17 protein-coding genes are annotated in these 16,790 nt (G+C 67.5%); 12 read left to right on the top strand and 5 right to left on the bottom strand.

Annotated elements, in window-relative coordinates:
* Positions 1-16 precede the first annotated feature (16 nt).
* The 6 genes from ACWKSV_RS07700 to ACWKSV_RS07675 are packed head-to-tail and all read left to right on the top strand — an operon-like array spanning position 17 to position 7,802.
* The gene (locus ACWKSV_RS07700; protein WP_083706679.1) at positions 17-1,339 is read left to right on the top strand and encodes an ExeA family protein; all 1,323 of its coding nucleotides are present in this window, start codon (positions 17-19) and stop codon (positions 1,337-1,339) included.
* Positions 1,329-2,198, top strand: coding sequence for an XrtA system polysaccharide deacetylase (locus ACWKSV_RS07695; protein ID WP_076716868.1), 870 nt, complete (start codon positions 1,329-1,331; stop codon positions 2,196-2,198). The genes ACWKSV_RS07700 and ACWKSV_RS07695 overlap by 11 nt, the downstream gene beginning before the upstream one ends.
* Entirely contained in the window at positions 2,195-3,232 is a 1,038-nt protein-coding gene (locus tag ACWKSV_RS07690; RefSeq protein WP_076716866.1) for a FemAB family XrtA/PEP-CTERM system-associated protein, read from the top strand. Before ACWKSV_RS07695 ends, ACWKSV_RS07690 begins: the two co-directional genes overlap by 4 nt.
* Positions 3,229-4,389, top strand: coding sequence for a TIGR03087 family PEP-CTERM/XrtA system glycosyltransferase (locus ACWKSV_RS07685; RefSeq protein ID WP_076716864.1), 1,161 nt, complete (start codon positions 3,229-3,231; stop codon positions 4,387-4,389). The genes ACWKSV_RS07690 and ACWKSV_RS07685 overlap by 4 nt, the downstream gene beginning before the upstream one ends.
* An 11-nt stretch (positions 4,390-4,400) precedes the next feature.
* A complete protein-coding gene (gene xrtA / locus ACWKSV_RS07680; protein ID WP_076716862.1) occupies positions 4,401-5,909 on the top strand; it encodes an exosortase A in 1,509 nt (502 codons plus the stop codon).
* A gap of 6 nt (positions 5,910-5,915) precedes the next feature.
* Entirely contained in the window at positions 5,916-7,802 is a 1,887-nt protein-coding gene (locus ACWKSV_RS07675; protein WP_076716861.1) for an XrtA/PEP-CTERM system amidotransferase, read from the top strand.
* Positions 7,803-7,925: 123 nt separating this feature from the next.
* Here ACWKSV_RS07675 and ACWKSV_RS07670 read toward each other — a convergent pair whose 3' ends face one another.
* The gene (locus ACWKSV_RS07670) at positions 7,926-8,090 is read right to left on the bottom strand and encodes a hypothetical protein (RefSeq protein WP_172839677.1); all 165 of its coding nucleotides are present in this window, start codon (positions 8,088-8,090) and stop codon (positions 7,926-7,928) included.
* Positions 8,090-8,959, bottom strand: a complete 870-nt coding sequence (locus ACWKSV_RS07665) for a threonine ammonia-lyase (RefSeq protein ID WP_237243394.1) — start codon at positions 8,957-8,959, stop codon at positions 8,090-8,092. The genes ACWKSV_RS07670 and ACWKSV_RS07665 overlap by 1 nt, the downstream gene beginning before the upstream one ends.
* Positions 8,960-9,193: 234 nt before the next feature.
* Here ACWKSV_RS07665 and ACWKSV_RS07660 point away from each other — a divergent pair, with 234 nt between their 5' ends.
* From ACWKSV_RS07660 to ACWKSV_RS07635, 6 genes are all read left to right on the top strand, one after another.
* Entirely contained in the window at positions 9,194-10,429 is a 1,236-nt protein-coding gene (locus ACWKSV_RS07660; protein WP_082442148.1) for a type III PLP-dependent enzyme domain-containing protein, read from the top strand.
* A gap of 184 nt (positions 10,430-10,613) precedes the next feature.
* A complete protein-coding gene (locus ACWKSV_RS07655) occupies positions 10,614-11,663 on the top strand; it encodes a 1,9-bis(guanidino)-5-aza-nonane synthase (RefSeq protein ID WP_076716855.1) in 1,050 nt (349 codons plus the stop codon).
* Positions 11,663-11,809, top strand: a complete 147-nt coding sequence (locus ACWKSV_RS07650) for a hypothetical protein (protein WP_167345458.1) — start codon at positions 11,663-11,665, stop codon at positions 11,807-11,809. The genes ACWKSV_RS07655 and ACWKSV_RS07650 overlap by 1 nt, the downstream gene beginning before the upstream one ends.
* Before the next feature lie 170 nt (positions 11,810-11,979).
* Positions 11,980-12,954 (top strand): alpha/beta hydrolase, encoded by a 975-nt coding sequence (locus tag ACWKSV_RS07645; protein ID WP_237243393.1) that lies wholly within the window; start codon positions 11,980-11,982, stop codon positions 12,952-12,954.
* A 59-nt stretch (positions 12,955-13,013) separates the two neighbouring features.
* Complete coding sequence (gene mtgA / locus ACWKSV_RS07640; protein ID WP_056434017.1) at positions 13,014-13,688, top strand: monofunctional biosynthetic peptidoglycan transglycosylase; 675 nt, start codon at positions 13,014-13,016, stop codon at positions 13,686-13,688.
* Between the two features lie 239 nt (positions 13,689-13,927).
* A complete protein-coding gene (locus tag ACWKSV_RS07635) occupies positions 13,928-14,344 on the top strand; it encodes a hypothetical protein (protein ID WP_156884304.1) in 417 nt (138 codons plus the stop codon).
* A 9-nt stretch (positions 14,345-14,353) separates the two neighbouring features.
* Here the strand turns inward: ACWKSV_RS07635 and ACWKSV_RS07630 are convergent, their stop codons facing one another.
* The 3 genes from ACWKSV_RS07630 to ACWKSV_RS07620 form a co-directional block, all read right to left on the bottom strand.
* Positions 14,354-14,608, bottom strand: coding sequence for a hypothetical protein (locus ACWKSV_RS07630; protein ID WP_076716850.1), 255 nt, complete (start codon positions 14,606-14,608; stop codon positions 14,354-14,356).
* 74 nt (positions 14,609-14,682) lie between these two features.
* A complete protein-coding gene (locus ACWKSV_RS07625) occupies positions 14,683-15,006 on the bottom strand; it encodes a YbaB/EbfC family nucleoid-associated protein (protein ID WP_056434009.1) in 324 nt (107 codons plus the stop codon).
* Position 15,007: 1 nt separating this feature from the next.
* On the bottom strand, positions 15,008-16,699 hold the full coding sequence (locus ACWKSV_RS07620) for a DNA polymerase III subunit gamma/tau (RefSeq protein ID WP_483666917.1): 1,692 nt from the start codon (positions 16,697-16,699) through the stop codon (positions 15,008-15,010).
* Positions 16,700-16,790 lie beyond the last annotated feature (91 nt).

Genomic DNA, 16,790 nt, shown 5'->3' with positions numbered 1-16,790 from the left:
GCCGAAAGGCACGATGATGTACGAGACCCATTTCGGTCTGGGCGAACGCCCGTTTCAACTGACGCCGGACCCGCGTTTCTGGTTCCAGACGGCGACCCATGGCAAGGCGATGGCCTATCTGGGCTATGGGCTGGCGCAGGGTGAGGGCTTTATCGTCATCACCGGCGATGTCGGGGCGGGCAAGACCACGTTGGTCGGCCATCTGGTCGAAACGCTGGATACCAAGCGCCTGCGCGTCCTGCACATCGTGTCCACCGCCGTCGAGCCGCAGGACCTGTTGCGCGTCGTGGCCGGGCAACTGGGCGTCGATGCGCAGGGGCTGACCAAGGCCGCGCTGCTCGCCGCGATCGAACGCGCGCTGAACGGCGTGGCGCGTGAGGGCCGCCGCATCCTGCTGATCGTCGACGAGGCGCAGGCGCTGCCGCTCGCCTCGCTCGAAGAACTCCGCATGCTGTCCAACTTCCAGGCGGGCGGCCATGCGCTGCTTCAGATCCTGCTGGTCGGGCAGCCCGAATTTCGCGAGCGCCTGCTGGGCTCGGCCGCCGTCGAGCAGCTGCGCCAGCGCGTCATCGCCATCCATCACCTCGACCCGATGGAGCCCGAGGAAGTCCCCGATTACATCGCGCATCGCCTGGCGGTCGCGGGCTGGACGGGCCGTCCCGATTTCGCCGCCGACGCCTTCGACGCGCTGTACGATGCCTCGGGCGGGGTTCCGCGCCGGTTGAACGTGCTGGCGGGCCGTGTCCTGCTGCAGGCCGCGATCGAGGGTGTCGAACTGATCGGCCGCCAGACGGTCGAGAGCGTCGCCGCCGATATGGCCGCCGATATGGGCGCAGGGCGCGAGGCCCCGATGCCGATCGCGCCCGAGCCCGAGCCGGCGGCCCCGATCTTCGACAGCGCGGCGCGGTTGGGCGATCCGCTATTCTCGGCGGGCACGCTGCGCACCGGGCTGGGCCTGAACGGTCATGCGACGGTCGCCCCGACGCGAGCCGATCCGATCACCCGCGTGATGCCCGAAAGCCAGCCGGCCCCGCGCAGCACGCACCGCGTCGTCGCCCCGCCGCCGGCGCCCGAGCCGGTTTCCCTGCGGCCGATGCCTACCCCCGCCGCGCCGCCGCCCGTTGCGGCGGAAGAGCCGGTGCCCGCGGCCAAGCCCTCGACCGATGCCGCGCTGGAAAGCCGCATCGCGCAACTCGAAGCGCGGCTGGAGCAGCAGGAGGCGGCGCTGCGCCGGGTCCTGACCTTGCTGGTCGACTGGTCCGAGATCGACAATCGCGGCGAGGACCGTCGCGAAGCCGGAGCCACGATCCGACCGGGAGCCTGGGGCCATGCCGCCTGAGCTTGGGGCAAAATCCCTGCCGCTCAACGGCATGTCGGTCGATGTCGAGGAATGGTTTCAGGTCGGTGCGTTCGAGCGCACGATCGACAAGGGCGACTGGGACCGGCTGGACAGCCGGGTCGAGGCCAATACCGACGCCGTCCTGTCGCTGTTCGCCGAGACGGGCACGCGCGCGACCTTCTTCACGCTCGGCTGGGTGGCGCATCGCCATCCCGGGCTGATCCGCCGCATTGTGGCGGCGGGGCATGAGATGGCCAGCCATGGCTGGGACCATCAGCGCGTATTCACCATGACCGCCGACCAGTTCCGCGCCGATCTGGCCCGCGCCAAGGCGGCGATCGAGGATGCGGGCGGGCAGGCCGTGACCGGCTATCGCGCGCCGAGCTTTTCGATCGATACGCGTACGCCCTGGGCGCATCCCGTGCTGGCCGAGGCCGGGTATCTATATTCCTCCAGCGTCGCGCCGCTGCGCCACGACCATTATGGCTGGGCGGAGTCACCGCGCTATGCCTGGCGGCCGCTGGCGGACTCGGGGCTGATCGAGCTGCCGGTGACGGTGGCGCAGTGGGGCAGCAGGCGGCTGGCGACCGGCGGCGGCTTTTTCCGGATGCTGCCCGCGAAGCTGACCGATATCGCGGTCGGGCAGGTCAATCGCGACCGCCACGGCGCGATCTTCTATTTCCACCCCTGGGAGGTCGATCCCGACCAGCCCCGCGTCGCCCATGCGCCGCTGCGCTCGCGTGTGCGTCATTACAGCCGTTTGGGCGCGATGGCGGGCAAGCTGCGCGGACTGCTTGGTCGTCACGACTGGGGGCGCGTCGATCAGGTCGCGGCCGAGGAAGCGGCGCGGCTGGCATGACCGGGCTTCCGCCGACGATCCGCGTCGCCGATCTGGCGAGCGAGGCGGAGTGCGCGCGGATCGATGCCTTTGTCGGCGCACAGGCGGAGGGGACGCCCTTTCACCTGACCGGCTGGATGAAGGCGGGGGCGAAGGGCTGCGGCCAGACGGCGCATTATCTGGTGGCCGAAGGGGCTGACGGTGCGATTGTCGGTGTGCTGCCGCTCAGCGAAATCCGCTCGCCCTTGTTTGGCGCCGCGATGGTGTCGACCGGCTTCGGCGTCGATGGCGGCGTGCTGGGCAAGGGTGTCGAGGCGTTGGCTGAGGCCGCTTGGGCCTTGGCGGGGGACAAGGGCATCGAATCGGTCGAACTGCGCGGCGGTTCGGTGCCCAACGGCTGGACGGCGGATGCGGACAGCTATCTGGGTTTCGTCCGCCCCATCGCGGCGGATGACGAGGCCGAGATGAAGGCCATCCCTCGCAAGCAGCGGGCCGAGCTTCGCAAGGCGCTGTCGCAGGATCTGGAGGTCGTCACCGGCCGTGATCCCCGGATGCTCGCCGAGCATTACCGCGTCTATGCCGAGTCGGTCCGCAATCTCGGCACGCCCGTCTTCCCGGCGAAGCTGTTCCGCGAGGCGGTGGCGCGGCTCGACGCCGATGTGCTGACCGTGCGCCATGAAGGGCGGGCGGTGGCGAGCGTGCTCAACCTCTATCATGGCGGCACCGTCTATCCCTATTGGGGCGGGGGAACGCAGGCGGCGCGGGGGCTGCGCGCCAACGACCTGATGTATTTCGCGCTGATGCGCCACGCCCGGCAGCGCGGCTGCCACAGCTTCGACTTCGGCCGGTCGAAGGTCGGGACGGGGGCGGCGGCGTTCAAGAAGAATTGGGGGTTCGAGGGGCAACCGCTGGTCTATGCCAGCCGCAGCGTCCACGGCCCGCGCGCGATCAACCCGCTCAACCCCAAATATGCGCTGATGATCGCGGTGTGGAAGCGCCTGCCGGTCCGTGTCGCGCAGATCGTCGGGCCGCCCATCGCGCGGGGTCTGGGTTGAAGGACCTGCTGTTCCTCGCGCACCGCGCGCCCTTTCCGCCCGATCGCGGCGACAAGATCCGCAGCTATCATGTGCTGCGCCATCTGGCGCGCGACTGGCGCGTCCATCTCTGCGCCTTTGCCGAGCAGGCGGGGGAAGAGGAACTGCCGCCCGAACTGCGCGCCGAACTTGCCAGCCATCATATCCTGCGCCGGACCAAGCCGATGCCGGTGGCGGCGGTGCAGGCGCTGGCGACGGGCAAACCCATCTCGCTGACCGCCTTCACCCATTCCGGCATGATGCGCGCGGTGGCGGACGTACGGGCGCGCCGCCCCATCGGCGCGACCTATATCTTCTCCGGTCAGATGGCCCAGTATCGCGGGGCCGAGCCGACGATCATGGACATGGTCGATGTCGATTCCGTCAAGTTTGCCAGCCTCGCCAAGTCGGCCAAGCCGGGGGTGCGGTCCGTTCTGAAACGCGAGGGCCGTCTGCTCGGCCGCTACGAACGCCAAGTCGCGCAATCCGTCGCCGCTACCCTGTTCGTCAGCGAGGCGGAAGCCGCGCTGTTCCGTTCCGGCGGGGGGCAGGGCAATGTCGTTGCGGTCGAGAACGGCATCGACGCCAGCCATTATGACCCCGCCGCTATCGATGCCGGGGCGTCTGACGGCCCGCTGATCGTCTTCACCGGGCAGATGGACTACCGCCCCAATATCGACGCCGTGACGCGTTTCGCCGAACATATCCTGCCGTTGGTCCGTGCGGCCTGCCCGGCGGCGCGTTTCGCCATTGTCGGCCGCGCGCCGACCCCGGCAGTGCGGCGGCTGGCGAGCGAGGCGGTGATCGTCACCGGCGAAGTGCCCGACACCCGTATCTGGCTGGCCCGCGCCGCCGTCTGCGTCGCCCCGCTCGATCTGGCGCGCGGCATCCAGAACAAGCTGCTGGAGGCGATGGCCATGGCCCGGCCGATCGTCGCGTCCGTGGCGGCGGCGGAGGGGATCGACCATGGCGGCACGATGGCGGTGGCGGGCGACGACCGCGACTTTGCCGAGCGGGTCATCGCCGCGCTGAACGGCCCCGCCGACAATCCGGTGGCGCGCGCGCAGGTGCTGGCGCGCTATGACTGGACGGCGCGGCTGGCGCCGCTCGACCGATTGCTGGGGGCCATGGCCACGTGACCGCCGGGGACATGGCCAAAGCGGGCGAACGGGCGAGGCCGGGGCGCTGGACCTATCCTCTCGCGCTGCTGGCCGGGACGGCGCTGGCCCTGTTGCTGCTGTTCCGCGCCGATGTCGCGCATCTGGTCGATATCTGGTGGACCAGCACGACCTATGGCCATTGCCTGTTCATCGGGCCGGTCGTCGGCTGGCTGATCTGGCAGCGGCGCGCCGAACTGGCGCGACTGACCCCGGCCGCCTGGTGGCCGGGACTGTTCGTGGTGGCGGGCGGCGGCCTGTTATGGCTGCTGGGCGAGTCCGCGACCGTCGCGCTGGTCCGCCAGCTGGGGTTGGTCGCGATGCTGGAGGGCGCGGTTCTCACGCTGCTCGGCCCGATGGTCGCGCGGGGCATGCTGTTCCCGCTCGCCTATGCGTGGTTCTTGGTGCCGTTCGGCGCGGAACTGGAAAGGCCGCTCCAGCAGATCACCGTGTCGATCGTGATGCCGCTGCTCGACTGGAGCGGCATTCCCGCCTCGGCCGACGGGGTGCTGATCCATGCTGGGCGCTATTGGTTCGAGGTGGCGGAGGCCTGTTCGGGGTCGAAGTTCGTCCTGGCCATGGTCGCCTTTGCCGCTTTGGTCGCCAATCTGTGTTTCCGCTCGCCCTGGCGGCGGGCGGTCTTCATGATCGTGTCGCTGATCGTGCCGGTCCTCGCCAATGGCGTGCGCGCCTGGGGGACGATCTTCGCCGCCGACAGGACCTCGATCGAGGTGGCGGGCGGGGTCGACCATATCATCTTCGGCTGGGTGTTCTTTGCGATCGTCATGGCGGCGGTGCTGGCGATCGGGTGGCAATTCTTCGACCGTTCGCCCGATGATCCCGCCTTCGACCCGGCGCGGCTGTCGGCCATGCCCCGCCACCGTATCGACCCGCTGCTTGCCGCGCTGCTGGCGGTGGCGATCGCGGCGGTCTTTCCCAGCTGGAGCGGTGTTGCCGGATCGCGCGCGGCGGTGCTGCCCGCCAGCATGACCTTGCCCGACGTGCCCGGCTGGACCCCTACGCAGCAGGGGACACCATGGAACCCCCATTATCCGGGCGCCGATGCGGTGCTGTTGCGCAGCTATCGCGACGGGCAGGGGCATCAGGTCGATCTGGCGGTCGGCGTCTTTTCCCGTCAGCGCGAGGGCGCCAAGCTGGGCGCGTTCGGGACGGGCGTGCTGCACGAGGATGATCGCTGGATCCGCGTTGCCGATCTGGACCGGATCGCGGGCGGCGACGCCATGCGCCTGACCACGACGGGGCCGACCGGCCAGTCGGTCGAGCGCGACGTTGCGACATGGTACCGGATCGGCGATAGGCTGACCCCGGATATGCGGCGCGTGAAACTGGAAACGATGAAGGCCCGGCTGTTGGGGCAACGCCAGACAGCGGTGGCAGTGCATGTGTCGAGCGAGGGCGACGACCCGCACGCGATCGAGGCGTTCGTCCGCGCGCTGGGCCCGGTCGATGGTTTTGCCGACCGCCTGACGGGGCGGCGCTGAACCCCCATGTGCGGTATCGCCGGTCTCTTTCATCCCGCCACGCCCAAGCCGGTCGATCCCGCCCGTCTGCGGGTAATGATCGGCGCGCAGGCGCATCGCGGGCCGGATGGGCAGGGGATCTGGACCGCGCCCGGCGTCGGCTTTGCTCATGCCCGGCTGTCGATCATCGACGTGGCGGGATCGCCGCAGCCGATGGTGGATGGCGAGGTTGCGGTCTGCTTCAACGGCGAAATCTATAATTACCGCGAACTGCGCGAGGAATTGCGGGCCAAGGGCGCGGTGTTCCACACCGATGGCGACACCGAGGTGTTGTTGCACGGCTGGCGGCACTGGGGGCCGTCGATGCTCGACCGGCTGGTCGGCATGTTCGCCTTTGCCGTGCACGACGCAAAGGCGGGGGCGCTGTTCCTGGCGCGCGACCGGCTGGGGGTGAAGCCGCTCCACTGGGCCGAACTGCCCGATGGCGCGGTCGCCTTCGCCTCGGAGATGAAGGGGGTGCTGGCGCATCCGCTGTTCCGCCGCCGCCCCGATATCCGCGCGGTCGAGGATTATCTCGCCTTTGGCTATGTGCCCGACGATGCCAGCATGGTCGCAGGCGTCCACAAGCTGCCCGCCGGTCATTTCCTGCTGATCGAGCGTGGCCGCGCCATCCCCCGGCCGCGCCAATGGTGGGACGTCGATTTCTCAAACCGCGAAAGCGGATCGGCGGCGCAACTGGGCGAGGGGCTGCTGGCCCGGATGCGTGAGGGTGTGGTCAGCCGCATGGTCGCGGATGTGCCGCTGGGCGCGTTCCTGTCGGGCGGCGTCGATAGCTCGGGCGTGGTCGCGCTGATGGCGGAGGCGTCCCCGCGCGCCGTGCGCACCTGCACCATCGGCTTCGACGAGGCGGGCCTGGACGAGCGCAGCCATGCCCGCATCATCGCCCAGCGCTTCGCTACCGACCATGCCGAGCGGGTCGTCCAGCCGGACGATTTCGCGCTGATCGACACGCTGGTCGCGCAGTTCGACGAGCCCTTTGCCGATGCCTCGGCACTGGCCACCTATCGGCTGTGCGAGATGGCGCGGCAGCATGTCACGGTGGCGCTGGCGGGGGACGGCGCGGACGAAATCCTGATGGGCTATCGCCGCCACATCTTCCACGCGGGCGAGGAGCGGGTGCGCGGCCTGTTCCCGGCGGAATTTCGTCGCAGCGTGTTCGGGACGCTGGGCCGCCTCTACCCCAAGGCCGATTGGGCACCGCGTCCCCTGCGCGCCAAGACGACGTTGCAGGCGCTCGGGATGGACGGAGCGGAGGCCTATGCCCGCGCGGTCGGCGTGACGGGGCCGGAGGCGCGCGCGCGGCTGTTCTCCGCCGAGGCGAAGGCGGCGCTTGGCGGGCACCGGGCGGAGGATCGCTATATCGCCGCGATGCGCGACGCGCCCGCGCGCGACGCGATGGACCGGGTGCAATATGCCGATATGAAGATCTGGCTGCCCGGCGATATCCTGGCCAAGACTGATCGCATGTCGATGGCGGTCGGACTGGAAGCACGTGAGCCGCTGCTCGATCACCGGCTGGTCGAATATGCCGCGCGCCTGCCCGTCTCGATGCGCCTGCGGGGCGGGCAGGGCAAATGGCTGATGAAGAAGGTGCTGGAGCCTTATCTGCCGCGCGACATCCTCTATCGGCCGAAAATGGGCTTCGTGACGCCGATCAGTGCATGGTTCCGCGGCGCGCTGGCGGACGAGGCGGCGCGGTTGGAGAAATCCGGGCTGCTGCGCGAGACCGGCTGGTTCGACCTGGCCGAACTGGGGCGTCTGGCGGCCGATCACCGCGCGGGGCGTGCGGAACATGGCCGGACGCTGTGGCAGATGCTGATGCTTGAGCGGAGCTTGGCGCGGCTGTTCGCTTAAAGGTTTCACCTCTCCCCTTCAGGGGAGGGGCAGGGGGTGGGGTGCTTCCGCAAATGCCGCGCTTGTGGAGAAGCCCCACCCCAACCCCTCCCCTGAAGGGGAGGGGCTTTTCTCTGCCGCCCTTCACATCGTCCAGATCAGCACATTCCCGACCAGCACCACCGCCATCACCAGCATCAGCACGCCTTTCCGCCGATCCCCGCGCCGGATGGTGACGGCACCCCCCGCCACACAGGCGAAGGCGGCGATCATCGCCAGCCCCGGCGCGGCGTTCGCAATGCCCTCCATCAGCCCGCCAGTACGCGCGCATAGGCCGCACGATCCACATTGCCGCCCGACAGCAGGATCAGCATCCCGTCCGCCGGCGCGACCTTGCCCGCCAGCAGCGCGGCCAGCGCCACCGCACCGCCCGGCTCGACCACCAGTCTTAGCCGCTCGGCCGCGAAACGTTGTGCCGCCGCGACCTCGGCCTCGCTGACCGCGACGCCCTCCGCGCCCCGCCGCGCCAGCACTTCGAAGGTCAGCGGCGAGACGCGCGTCGTCTGGAGCGAGTCGCACGCGGTCGGCGGCGGGTTGTCGCCGACCGGCTCGATCCACCCGGCCTCCAGCGAGCGCCGCATATCGTCCCAGCCCTCGGGCTCGACCACCGTGATCCGCGCCTCGGGCAGGGCCAGCGTCAGTCCCGCCGCCAGCCCGCCGCCGCCACAGGGCGATACGACATGGACGGGCAAGGGCAGACCCAGCGCGGCCATCTGCGCCGCCGCCTCGATGCCCGCCGAGCCCTGTCCCTCGATCACCCAGGGATCGTCGAAGCTGGGCACCAGCGTCGCGCCCCGCGCCTCTGCAAGGCGACGGGCGATCTTCTCGCGGCTTTCGGTCGCCCGGTCGTAATCGACGATCTCCGCGCCCAGCGCCAACGTGCCTTCGCGCTTCGACGCGGGTGCATCGGCGGGCATCACGATCGTCGCCGCGATCCCCAGCCGCCGCGCGGCCCAGGCGATTCCCTGCGCATGGTTGCCGGACGAGAAGGCGACGACGCCTCGCGCCCGCGAATCCGCGTCCAACGCGGTTAACCGGTGCCATGCGCCGCGCAGCTTGAACGCGCCGACAGGTTGCAAGTTTTCCGCCTTGAAAACCACCGTCTTCCCTTTGATCATAAAGGGAAATATTGGTGAAGGGGGCAGGATGCGGGCGATCTTCTCTGCGGCGTCGCGCACCCCTGCTTTTGTCGGTTGTCTTAAGATTGTCACTTTTTATCTCCGACGGGCTTTCTACCGCTTTACATTCGAAAACGCCGACCCTATTTCGCGCCTCCGCTGCCCCATGGGACTTCCAACCGCAAGGCAGCTTTTTGTCACCGTATGCCGTCCGGCAATTGGAGGTCCCTTGAGTTGCACCAGAATCATCGCGCGCTGGGGCTAGCTGCCCACTCGACCGCCGTCCCCTCCAATCTGGAGCGCGGCATCGACATCGCCAAGCGTCGTCCGGCTGATCCGGTCACGCTGCTTCGCCCGCACGCTGCTGCGCGCGCTGCCCGATTCTTCGTCGAGAAGTTTCCGGGCCGCTCGATGTACGCGGTAAAGGCGAATCCGTCTGCGGATCTGATCCAGATCCTGTGGGACAATGGCATCACCCATTTCGACACCGCCTCGATCGCGGAAGTTCGTCTGGTGAAGTCGGTCGCCCCGCAGGCCGTCTGCTGCTTCATGCATCCGGTGAAGTCGGAAGAGGCGATTGCCGAAGCCTATTTCACCCACGGCGTCCGCACCTATTCGCTCGACAGCATGGAAGAGCTGGAGAAGATCGTCCGTGCCACGAACGGCGCGACCGACCTGACCCTGTGCGTCCGGATGCGCGTGTCGTCCGAATACGCCAAGCTCAGCCTGGGGTCGAAGTTCGGCGTCAGCCTGGAGGAGTCGAAGGACCTGCTGATCGCGACCCGTCAGGTCGCCGACGCGCTGGGCATCTGCTTCCATGTCGGCAGCCAGACCATGACCCCCGACGCCTATTCGGCGGCGATGGAGCGGGTGCGCGCGGCGATCGTCGCGGCGGCCGTCACGGTCGACGTGATCGACGTGGGCGGCGGCTTCCCCTCGGCCTATCCGGGCATGACCCCGCCGCCGCTGGAGCGTTTCTTCGAGACGATCCACCGCGCATTCGAGAGCCTGCCGGTGTCCTACTCGGCCGAACTCTGGGCCGAGCCGGGCCGGGCGCTGTGCGCGGAATATTCTTCCGTCGTGGTGCGCGTCGAGCGTCGCCGGGGCAACGAGCTGTACATCAACGACGGCGCGTACGGCGCGCTGTTCGATGCGGCGCATATTGGCTGGAAATATCCGGTCCAGCTGCTGCGCGAGCCGGATTCCGACGCGCGCGACATGGACTTCAGCTTCTGGGGCCCGACCTGCGACGATCTCGATTTCATGCAGGGTCCGTTCCCGCTGCCTGCGGACACGAACACCGGCGATTATTTCGAGATCGGGATGCTGGGCGCCTACGGCCAGGCCATGCGGACCCAGTTCAACGGCTTCACCTGTCACGAGTTCGTCGTGACCGACGACGAGCCGATGTTCTCGGTCTATCGCGACGAGGTCGAGCAGGCCCGTCCGGCGAACGTCGTCAAGCTGTAACCCGGCGACTTTAGCACCTCCTTTATCCCCTTCCGCTTCGGCGGGAGGGGAATGGGGTGGCATTGCGGTTTCGACCGCGATAAGGCCCCTTCGCATACCGGCACTGCCCCCGCGCAGAGCCGGGCCAGCCGGGTTACCGCGTCCCCAATAACGACGACGGCTTCTCGATGATGATGGAACCATCATGACCGACACGATCAACGACAACCGTAAGGCCGAGCTGCTCTCCAGCGTGGTCGAGCATATCGACATCACTTCGTTCGACGCCCGCCCGATCATCGATTCGATGGGCAAGATGAGCTTCACCAGCCGCGACCTGGCGCGCGCGACCGGCATCTACAACCAGATGCTGGCCGACAAGGACTGCTCGATCTTCCTGGTGATCGCCGGTTCGACCTCGGCGGGCGGCTGCATGGACCTTTATGCCGAGCTGCTGCGCTCGAACATGATCGACGGCATCGTCGCCACCGGCGCGTCGATCGTCGACATGGATTTCTTCGAGGGCCTGGGTCACAAGCATTATCAGGCGCTGGAAATCCCCGACGATAACGTCCTGCGTTCGCTGTACATCGACCGCATCTACGACACCTATATCGACGAAGAGCAGCTGCAGGACTGCGACCACACGATCGGCAAGATCGCGGACTCGCTGGAGCCCAAGCCCTATTCGAGCCGCGCCTTCATCCGCGAGATGGGCAAGTATCTGGTCGAGCACGGCAAGAAGGAAAACAGCCTCGTCAAGCTCGCCTATGAGCATGACGTGCCGATCTTCTGCCCGGCGTTCGTGGATTCGTCGGCCGGTTTCGGTCTGGTGAAGCATCAGGTCGAGCGCGCCAAGGAAGGCAAGCCCTACATGGTGCTCGACGCCATTGCCGACTTCCGCGAACTGACCGACATTAAGATCAAGGCGGGCACCACCGGCCTGCTGATGATCGGCGGCGGCGTTCCGAAGAATTTCATTCAGGACACGGTTGTTTGCGCCGAGATCCTGGGCCATGAAGACGTCGAAATGCACAAGTACGCCGTGCAGATCACGGTGGCCGATGTTCGTGACGGTGCCTGCTCGTCCTCGACGCTCAAGGAAGCGGCGAGCTGGGGCAAGGTCGATACCGCGCTCGAACAGATGGTGTTCGCGGAAGCGGGTTCGGTCATGCCGCTGCTCGCGTCGGACGCCTATCATCGCGGTCACTGGCGGGAGCGTGTTAAGCGTCGTTGGGGGGCGATTTTCGACTAATGCTGGAATTTCTTGAACGCGAACAGCTGGCCTATGTGATCATCGGCATCGTTCTGGTTGCCGGGTTGGCGTTCGCGATCCCGTACAGCCGTCGGCGCAAGCGCGAAAAGCTGCGCAGGCGGGGGATCAAGAAATACGGTCATTGAGACGAGATTGAGACAGGGGGGCGGAGGCGAAAGCTTTCCGCCCCTTTTTCTTTGCGCCCTTTTCACTTGATCGGCGCGTGCGGCCCCGGCACCCTGATGCCCATATAGCGCTATCAGGCGCGGAGGATGAGGGGATGCCAATGATCGACCGACGCTCTTTGATCGGGGCCATGGCCACCGTGCCGCTGGCCAGCCGCGTGGCGGCCCAGGCGGCTCCCGCCGCACAGGCCCAGGCGGCGCCCGCCGCACAGGCCATGACGCCCTGGCCCCCCGCCGAGCATTTCCCGCTCTGGCCCGGTCGACCGCCCGGCGCGCGCGCGACCCTGCCCAAGCCCAATCCGTCGATGAACGGCCCGGCCGGGCGGCAGGAATTGTGGCTGCGCGGCACCGCCAATCCGATCGTCGCCGTCTTCCGCCCCGAACGCCCCGATGGCCGTGCGGTGCTGACCATCCCGGGCGGCGGCTATGGTTTCGTCTCGATCCAGAATGAGGGGATCGACGTCGCCAAGACGTTGAACCCGCACGGCATCACCGTCTTTGCGCTTTCCTATCGCCTGCCGTCGGAAGGGTGGGACGATCAGGCGAATGTGCCGCTTCAGGATGCGCAGCGGGCGATGCGGCTGATCCGTGCCAATGCCACGCGTTATGGTATCGACGCGGGCAAGCTGGGCATTGTCGGCTTTTCGGCGGGCGGGCACCTCGCCGCGTCGCTGACCGTCGGATATGACGACAAGGTCTATACGCCGGTCGATGCCGCCGATCGACAGTCGGCCAAACCACGTTTCTCAGGCCTCGTCTATCCGGTGGCGAGCCTGTCGACGCCGAACACCCATCCGGGTTCGCGCGACAATCTGCTCGGCCCCAATCCCGATCCCGCGACCAAGGCGCGCTACGACACGCCGCGCCGGATCAATGCGAGCACGCCGCCGCTGTTCCTGGTCCACGCCGTCGATGACGGCCTGGTTCCGCTCGACCAGTCGATCGACGTGCTGACCCAGGCGCGGGCGGCCAAGGTGCCGGTCGAGGCGCATTTCTTCGAGAAGGGCGGCCATGGCTTCGGCGCGATGAGCGCTCCGGAAGGCGCGCCTGCCCGGCTCTGGCCCGACCTGTTCGACCGCTGGATCGCGCAGACTCTGAAATCCTGAACCGGCGTGGGGTGCGGAGCGAGTGACGCGTGTGCCAAACCCCGCTAAGGACCCCGCCCATGTTGCGCATCGCTCGCTGGGCCCTGAAGGCCGTGCTCGCCTTTGTGATCGTCAGTGTCGTCTGGGTCGGCATCTACCGCTTCGTGCCGCCGCCGATCACCTTCACCATGTTGGGGGACGTGATCGGCGGGCATGGCGTGACCAAGGACTGGATGCCGCTGTCCGAGATGGACCCGGACATGCCGCGCGCCGCGATCGCGGGCGAGGATGCGCGTTTCTGCTCGCATAACGGCTTCGACTTCAAGGCGATGGCGAGCGCGGCCTATCGCAACGCCAAGGGCGGTCGCATCCGCGGCGGCTCGACGATCAGCCAGCAGACCGCGAAGAACGCCTTCCTGTTCCAGAATGGCGGGTACATCCGCAAGGCGTTCGAGGCGTGGTTCACCTTCCTGATCGAGACGCTGTGGGGCAAGCGGCGGATCATGGAAGTGTATCTCAACATCGCCGAGACGGGCATCGGGACCTACGGCGCCAATGCCGGGGCGATGCGCTATTTCGGGCATGACGCCTCGCATCTCTCACCGACCGAGGCCGCACGGATCGCCGCCGTCCTGCCGCTGCCGAAGAAGCGCGCGGCGGTGGCGCCGACCGGGTTCGTGCGCAAACATGGCAATGTGATCGCGCGTTATGTGGGCGTGGTGCGGCGGCAGGGGCTGGATAGCTGTATTTCATAAGGGTGGGAGTCTCGGTGAGACACCTTTCCCTCGCGCCTGCGGGAGGGGCGTGCTTTAGTCGGATCGGAGACTCAAAAACGCATGCGGTCGTGCGTATCGGATTCCCGGAACACGCCCCTCCCGCAGGCGGGAGGGGATGGGGGAGGGCCGGTCGCCCCACGCCATGACTTGACGGCAAACCGCCCCGCAAAAGCCACGATCCCAAAGCACCCCTGGTCCACCTCTGGGGAAACATATGAATGATCGCAGTGATCGGCCTCCTGATGCTCCTGCAAGCTGCGCCATCGACCCTGTCCCTGCCGCGTATCACTCCGCGAACGGAATGCATGCCCGATCAGACTGAGGTTGTCGTCCGCGGGCGTCGCAACGCCGACGAACATTATCGCATACCCGCTTCTGTTCGGGAAAAAAGATTGCAGACGGGCGGTGCCGGAGCGGGCCTCAGCGGTACGCAGATCCTGGGCGGCGCGGGCCCTTGCGGGATGTTCGCGGGCCAGAGGCGTTGTTCGCATAGCGAGGCGCGTGAAGCCGGTTATGGCGGCGGACGCGACCCCCTGACCTTTGGGTCCAGGATTTTCAAGCGGCTGACCGATCCGGATGACGAGATCGATCCGCCAGCAATGCCACCGGCCGAGCCAAAGCAGCCCGGCCGGTAGCGTAACGCCTTACTTGGCGTCGCCGGAAATCGCGTCGCCCGCCTTCTTGGCGGTGTCGCCGACGCTCTTGGCGGCCGAGGTCACGGCCGCGTCGCGACGGTTTTCCGCGCCACCTCGGCTGAAGAGATAGAAGCCGCCGACCAGCACGGCGATCAGCAGGACGATGGCGATGGCCATGCCGCCGCCGCCACCGCTGCGGCGCTCGATCACCGTGGTGTGCGGCTGCTGATTGCCATAAGTCTCGGTAACGCGTTCGTCGGCCATGACATTCCCTCCTATTTTGATGGAGGAAGCAACGCCAAAGCCGACATACCGTTCCCGAAACGAACGGGACCGGATCAGAAGGGCAACTTGAAGCCCGGCGGCAGCGGCAGGCCGCTGGTCATCTTGGACATTTCACTGCCCGAGGCGGCATCGGCCTTGGTCCGCGCGTCGTTGATCGCGGCGGCCAGCAGGTCTTCCAGCATGCCCTTTTCCGACGGCTGCATCAGCGAATCGTCGATGGTGATGCCGATGATCCGGCCCTTAGCCGACGCCTTCACCTTGACCAGGCCGCCGCCCGAGACGCCTTCGACCTCGATAGTGTCGAGATTGGCCTGCGCCTTTTCCAGTTCGTTCTGGACGTTCTGGGCCATCGCCAGGATTTCGTCGAGATTCTTCACATCATGCTCCGTTCACACTGCGTTTGCCGGGCCATTCCATCAATTCGGCCTCGGGGAAAGCCTCTCGCGCGGCGCGGACCATGTCCGATTCCCACGCGGCGGTCTTGATCGCTTCCTCGGCGGCGACCTGCTGCTCGTGCAGGGTCGGCTGGCCGGGGACGTCTTCCAGCGTGACGCGCCAGTTCTGGCCCGTCGCCGTCTTCAACGCCGCGATCAACTCGCTCAGCGTATCGGCCGCGATCGGGCGCGATCCGCTGAACACCATTTCTGGTGGGGTATAACGCACGAGACGCGCGCCGTGGCGCATCCGCGCTGCAAGCGCCAACTGCCCCATATCGTCCAGCCGGTCGATCATCGCGACGAAGCTGTCGGGCAGCTTGGGCGGTTCGGGCTCGGCGGGCAGAGGGGGCGGGGCGATGGCGACCGGGGCGGCCATGGGGGCCGCCTGATGCGTCACCGCCGGAGCGCCGGGTGCCGACACGCCGCCGTCGCGGATCTGCCGTGCCAGCTCTCCCGGATCGGGCAGGCTAGAGGCATGGATCGCGCGGAGCAGCGCCATTTCGGCCGCCTCGATGGGCAAGGCGGCGCGCGCGACCTCGTCATGGCCCTTCAGAAACAACTGCCACAGCCGGTGCAGCGCCGGGAAGCTGAGCGCGCCCGCCCATTCCTCGCGCGCGGCGCGCTCCTCCAGCGGCTGGGCCGCGTCAGGCGGCGTGCCGACCTTGGTCAGGGTGATGCCATGCACCGTTTCCAGGAGCGAGCGGAGCACCGATTGCGGATCGACGCCATAATCATATTGCTGCCGCAGCGAGGCCAGCGCCCCCGCGCCATCGCCGTTCAGGATCAGGCCGAGCAGGTCACGCACCGCGCCGCGATCCGACAGGCCCAGCATCTCGCGCACCGCGCCTGCGGTGACGCCGCCACCCTCCAGATCGGCATGGGCGATCGCCTGGTCCAGGATCGAAAGGCCGTCGCGCGCGGAACCTTCCGCCGCGCGGGCGACCAGCATCAGCGCCTCGTCCTCGGCGGTCACGCCTTCCTTGACGCAGATATCGGCGAAATGGGCGGCCAGCTTGTCCGCCGTGATCCGCCGCAGGTCGAAACGCTGGCAGCGCGACAGGACGGTGATCGGGACCTTGTTCACTTCCGTGGTCGCGAACAGGAACTTCACATGCGCGGGCGGCTCCTCCAGCGTCTTCAACAGCGCGTTGAAGGCGTTCTTGGAGAGCATGTGCACTTCGTCGACGATGTAGATCTTGAAGCGCGCCGAGACGGCGGCATAGCGCGACGCCTCGATGATCTCACGCACGTCGTCGACGCCGGTATGGCTGGCGGCGTCCATCTCGATCACGTCGATATGGCGGCCTTCCGCGATGGCGCGGCAGGGTTCGCATTGCCCGCACGGGCTGATGGTCGGACCGCCATTGCCGTCGGGACCGATACAGTTCAGCGCTTTGGCGATCAGCCGCGCGGTCGACGTCTTGCCGACCCCGCGCACGCCGGTCATCAGGAACGCATGGGCCAGCCGATCGCGCTTGATCGCATTGCCCAGCGTCTGGACCATGGCGTCCTGCCCGATCAGCGCCTCGAAGGTCTGCGGCCGGTATTTGCGTGCAAGGACGCGATAGGCTTCGGCCTTGGCGGGCGTCTGACCAGATTGGGGCGGTTCGCCCAGATCGAACGAATCAGCCATGACGGGTCTGGATGGTCGGGGTGAGGGAAATCATCGCGGAGCAACATAGGGGCTCGGGCACGCGGCGTCAGGTATAATCGTGTGATAGGCG

Source organism: Sphingomonas sp. SphC10 (assembly GCF_057004845.1).
This window is presented reverse-complemented; position numbering and strand designations above follow the sequence as displayed.

What these genes read in the sequence shown, in the direction of transcription:
- ACWKSV_RS07700 (WP_083706679.1), top strand. Translation starts at nt 17, where the DNA reads ATGTACGAGACCCATTTCGGTCTGGGCGAACGCCCGTTTCAACTGACG.
- ACWKSV_RS07695 (WP_076716868.1), top strand. Translation starts at nt 1,329, where the DNA reads ATGCCGCCTGAGCTTGGGGCAAAATCCCTGCCGCTCAACGGCATGTCG.
- ACWKSV_RS07690 (WP_076716866.1), top strand. Translation starts at nt 2,195, where the DNA reads ATGACCGGGCTTCCGCCGACGATCCGCGTCGCCGATCTGGCGAGCGAG.
- xrtA (WP_076716862.1), top strand. Translation starts at nt 4,401, where the DNA reads ATGGCCAAAGCGGGCGAACGGGCGAGGCCGGGGCGCTGGACCTATCCT.
- ACWKSV_RS07675 (WP_076716861.1), top strand. Translation starts at nt 5,916, where the DNA reads ATGTGCGGTATCGCCGGTCTCTTTCATCCCGCCACGCCCAAGCCGGTC.
- ACWKSV_RS07670 (WP_172839677.1), bottom strand. Translation starts at nt 8,090, where the DNA reads ATGGAGGGCATTGCGAACGCCGCGCCGGGGCTGGCGATGATCGCCGCC.
- ACWKSV_RS07665 (WP_237243394.1), bottom strand. Translation starts at nt 8,959, where the DNA reads ATGATCAAAGGGAAGACGGTGGTTTTCAAGGCGGAAAACTTGCAACCT.
- ACWKSV_RS07655 (WP_076716855.1), top strand. Translation starts at nt 10,614, where the DNA reads ATGACCGACACGATCAACGACAACCGTAAGGCCGAGCTGCTCTCCAGC.
- ACWKSV_RS07650 (WP_167345458.1), top strand. Translation starts at nt 11,663, where the DNA reads ATGCTGGAATTTCTTGAACGCGAACAGCTGGCCTATGTGATCATCGGC.
- ACWKSV_RS07645 (WP_237243393.1), top strand. Translation starts at nt 11,980, where the DNA reads ATGGCCACCGTGCCGCTGGCCAGCCGCGTGGCGGCCCAGGCGGCTCCC.
- mtgA (WP_056434017.1), top strand. Translation starts at nt 13,014, where the DNA reads ATGTTGCGCATCGCTCGCTGGGCCCTGAAGGCCGTGCTCGCCTTTGTG.
- ACWKSV_RS07635 (WP_156884304.1), top strand. Translation starts at nt 13,928, where the DNA reads ATGATCGCAGTGATCGGCCTCCTGATGCTCCTGCAAGCTGCGCCATCG.
- ACWKSV_RS07630 (WP_076716850.1), bottom strand. Translation starts at nt 14,608, where the DNA reads ATGGCCGACGAACGCGTTACCGAGACTTATGGCAATCAGCAGCCGCAC.
- ACWKSV_RS07620 (WP_483666917.1), bottom strand. Translation starts at nt 16,699, where the DNA reads ATGGCTGATTCGTTCGATCTGGGCGAACCGCCCCAATCTGGTCAGACG.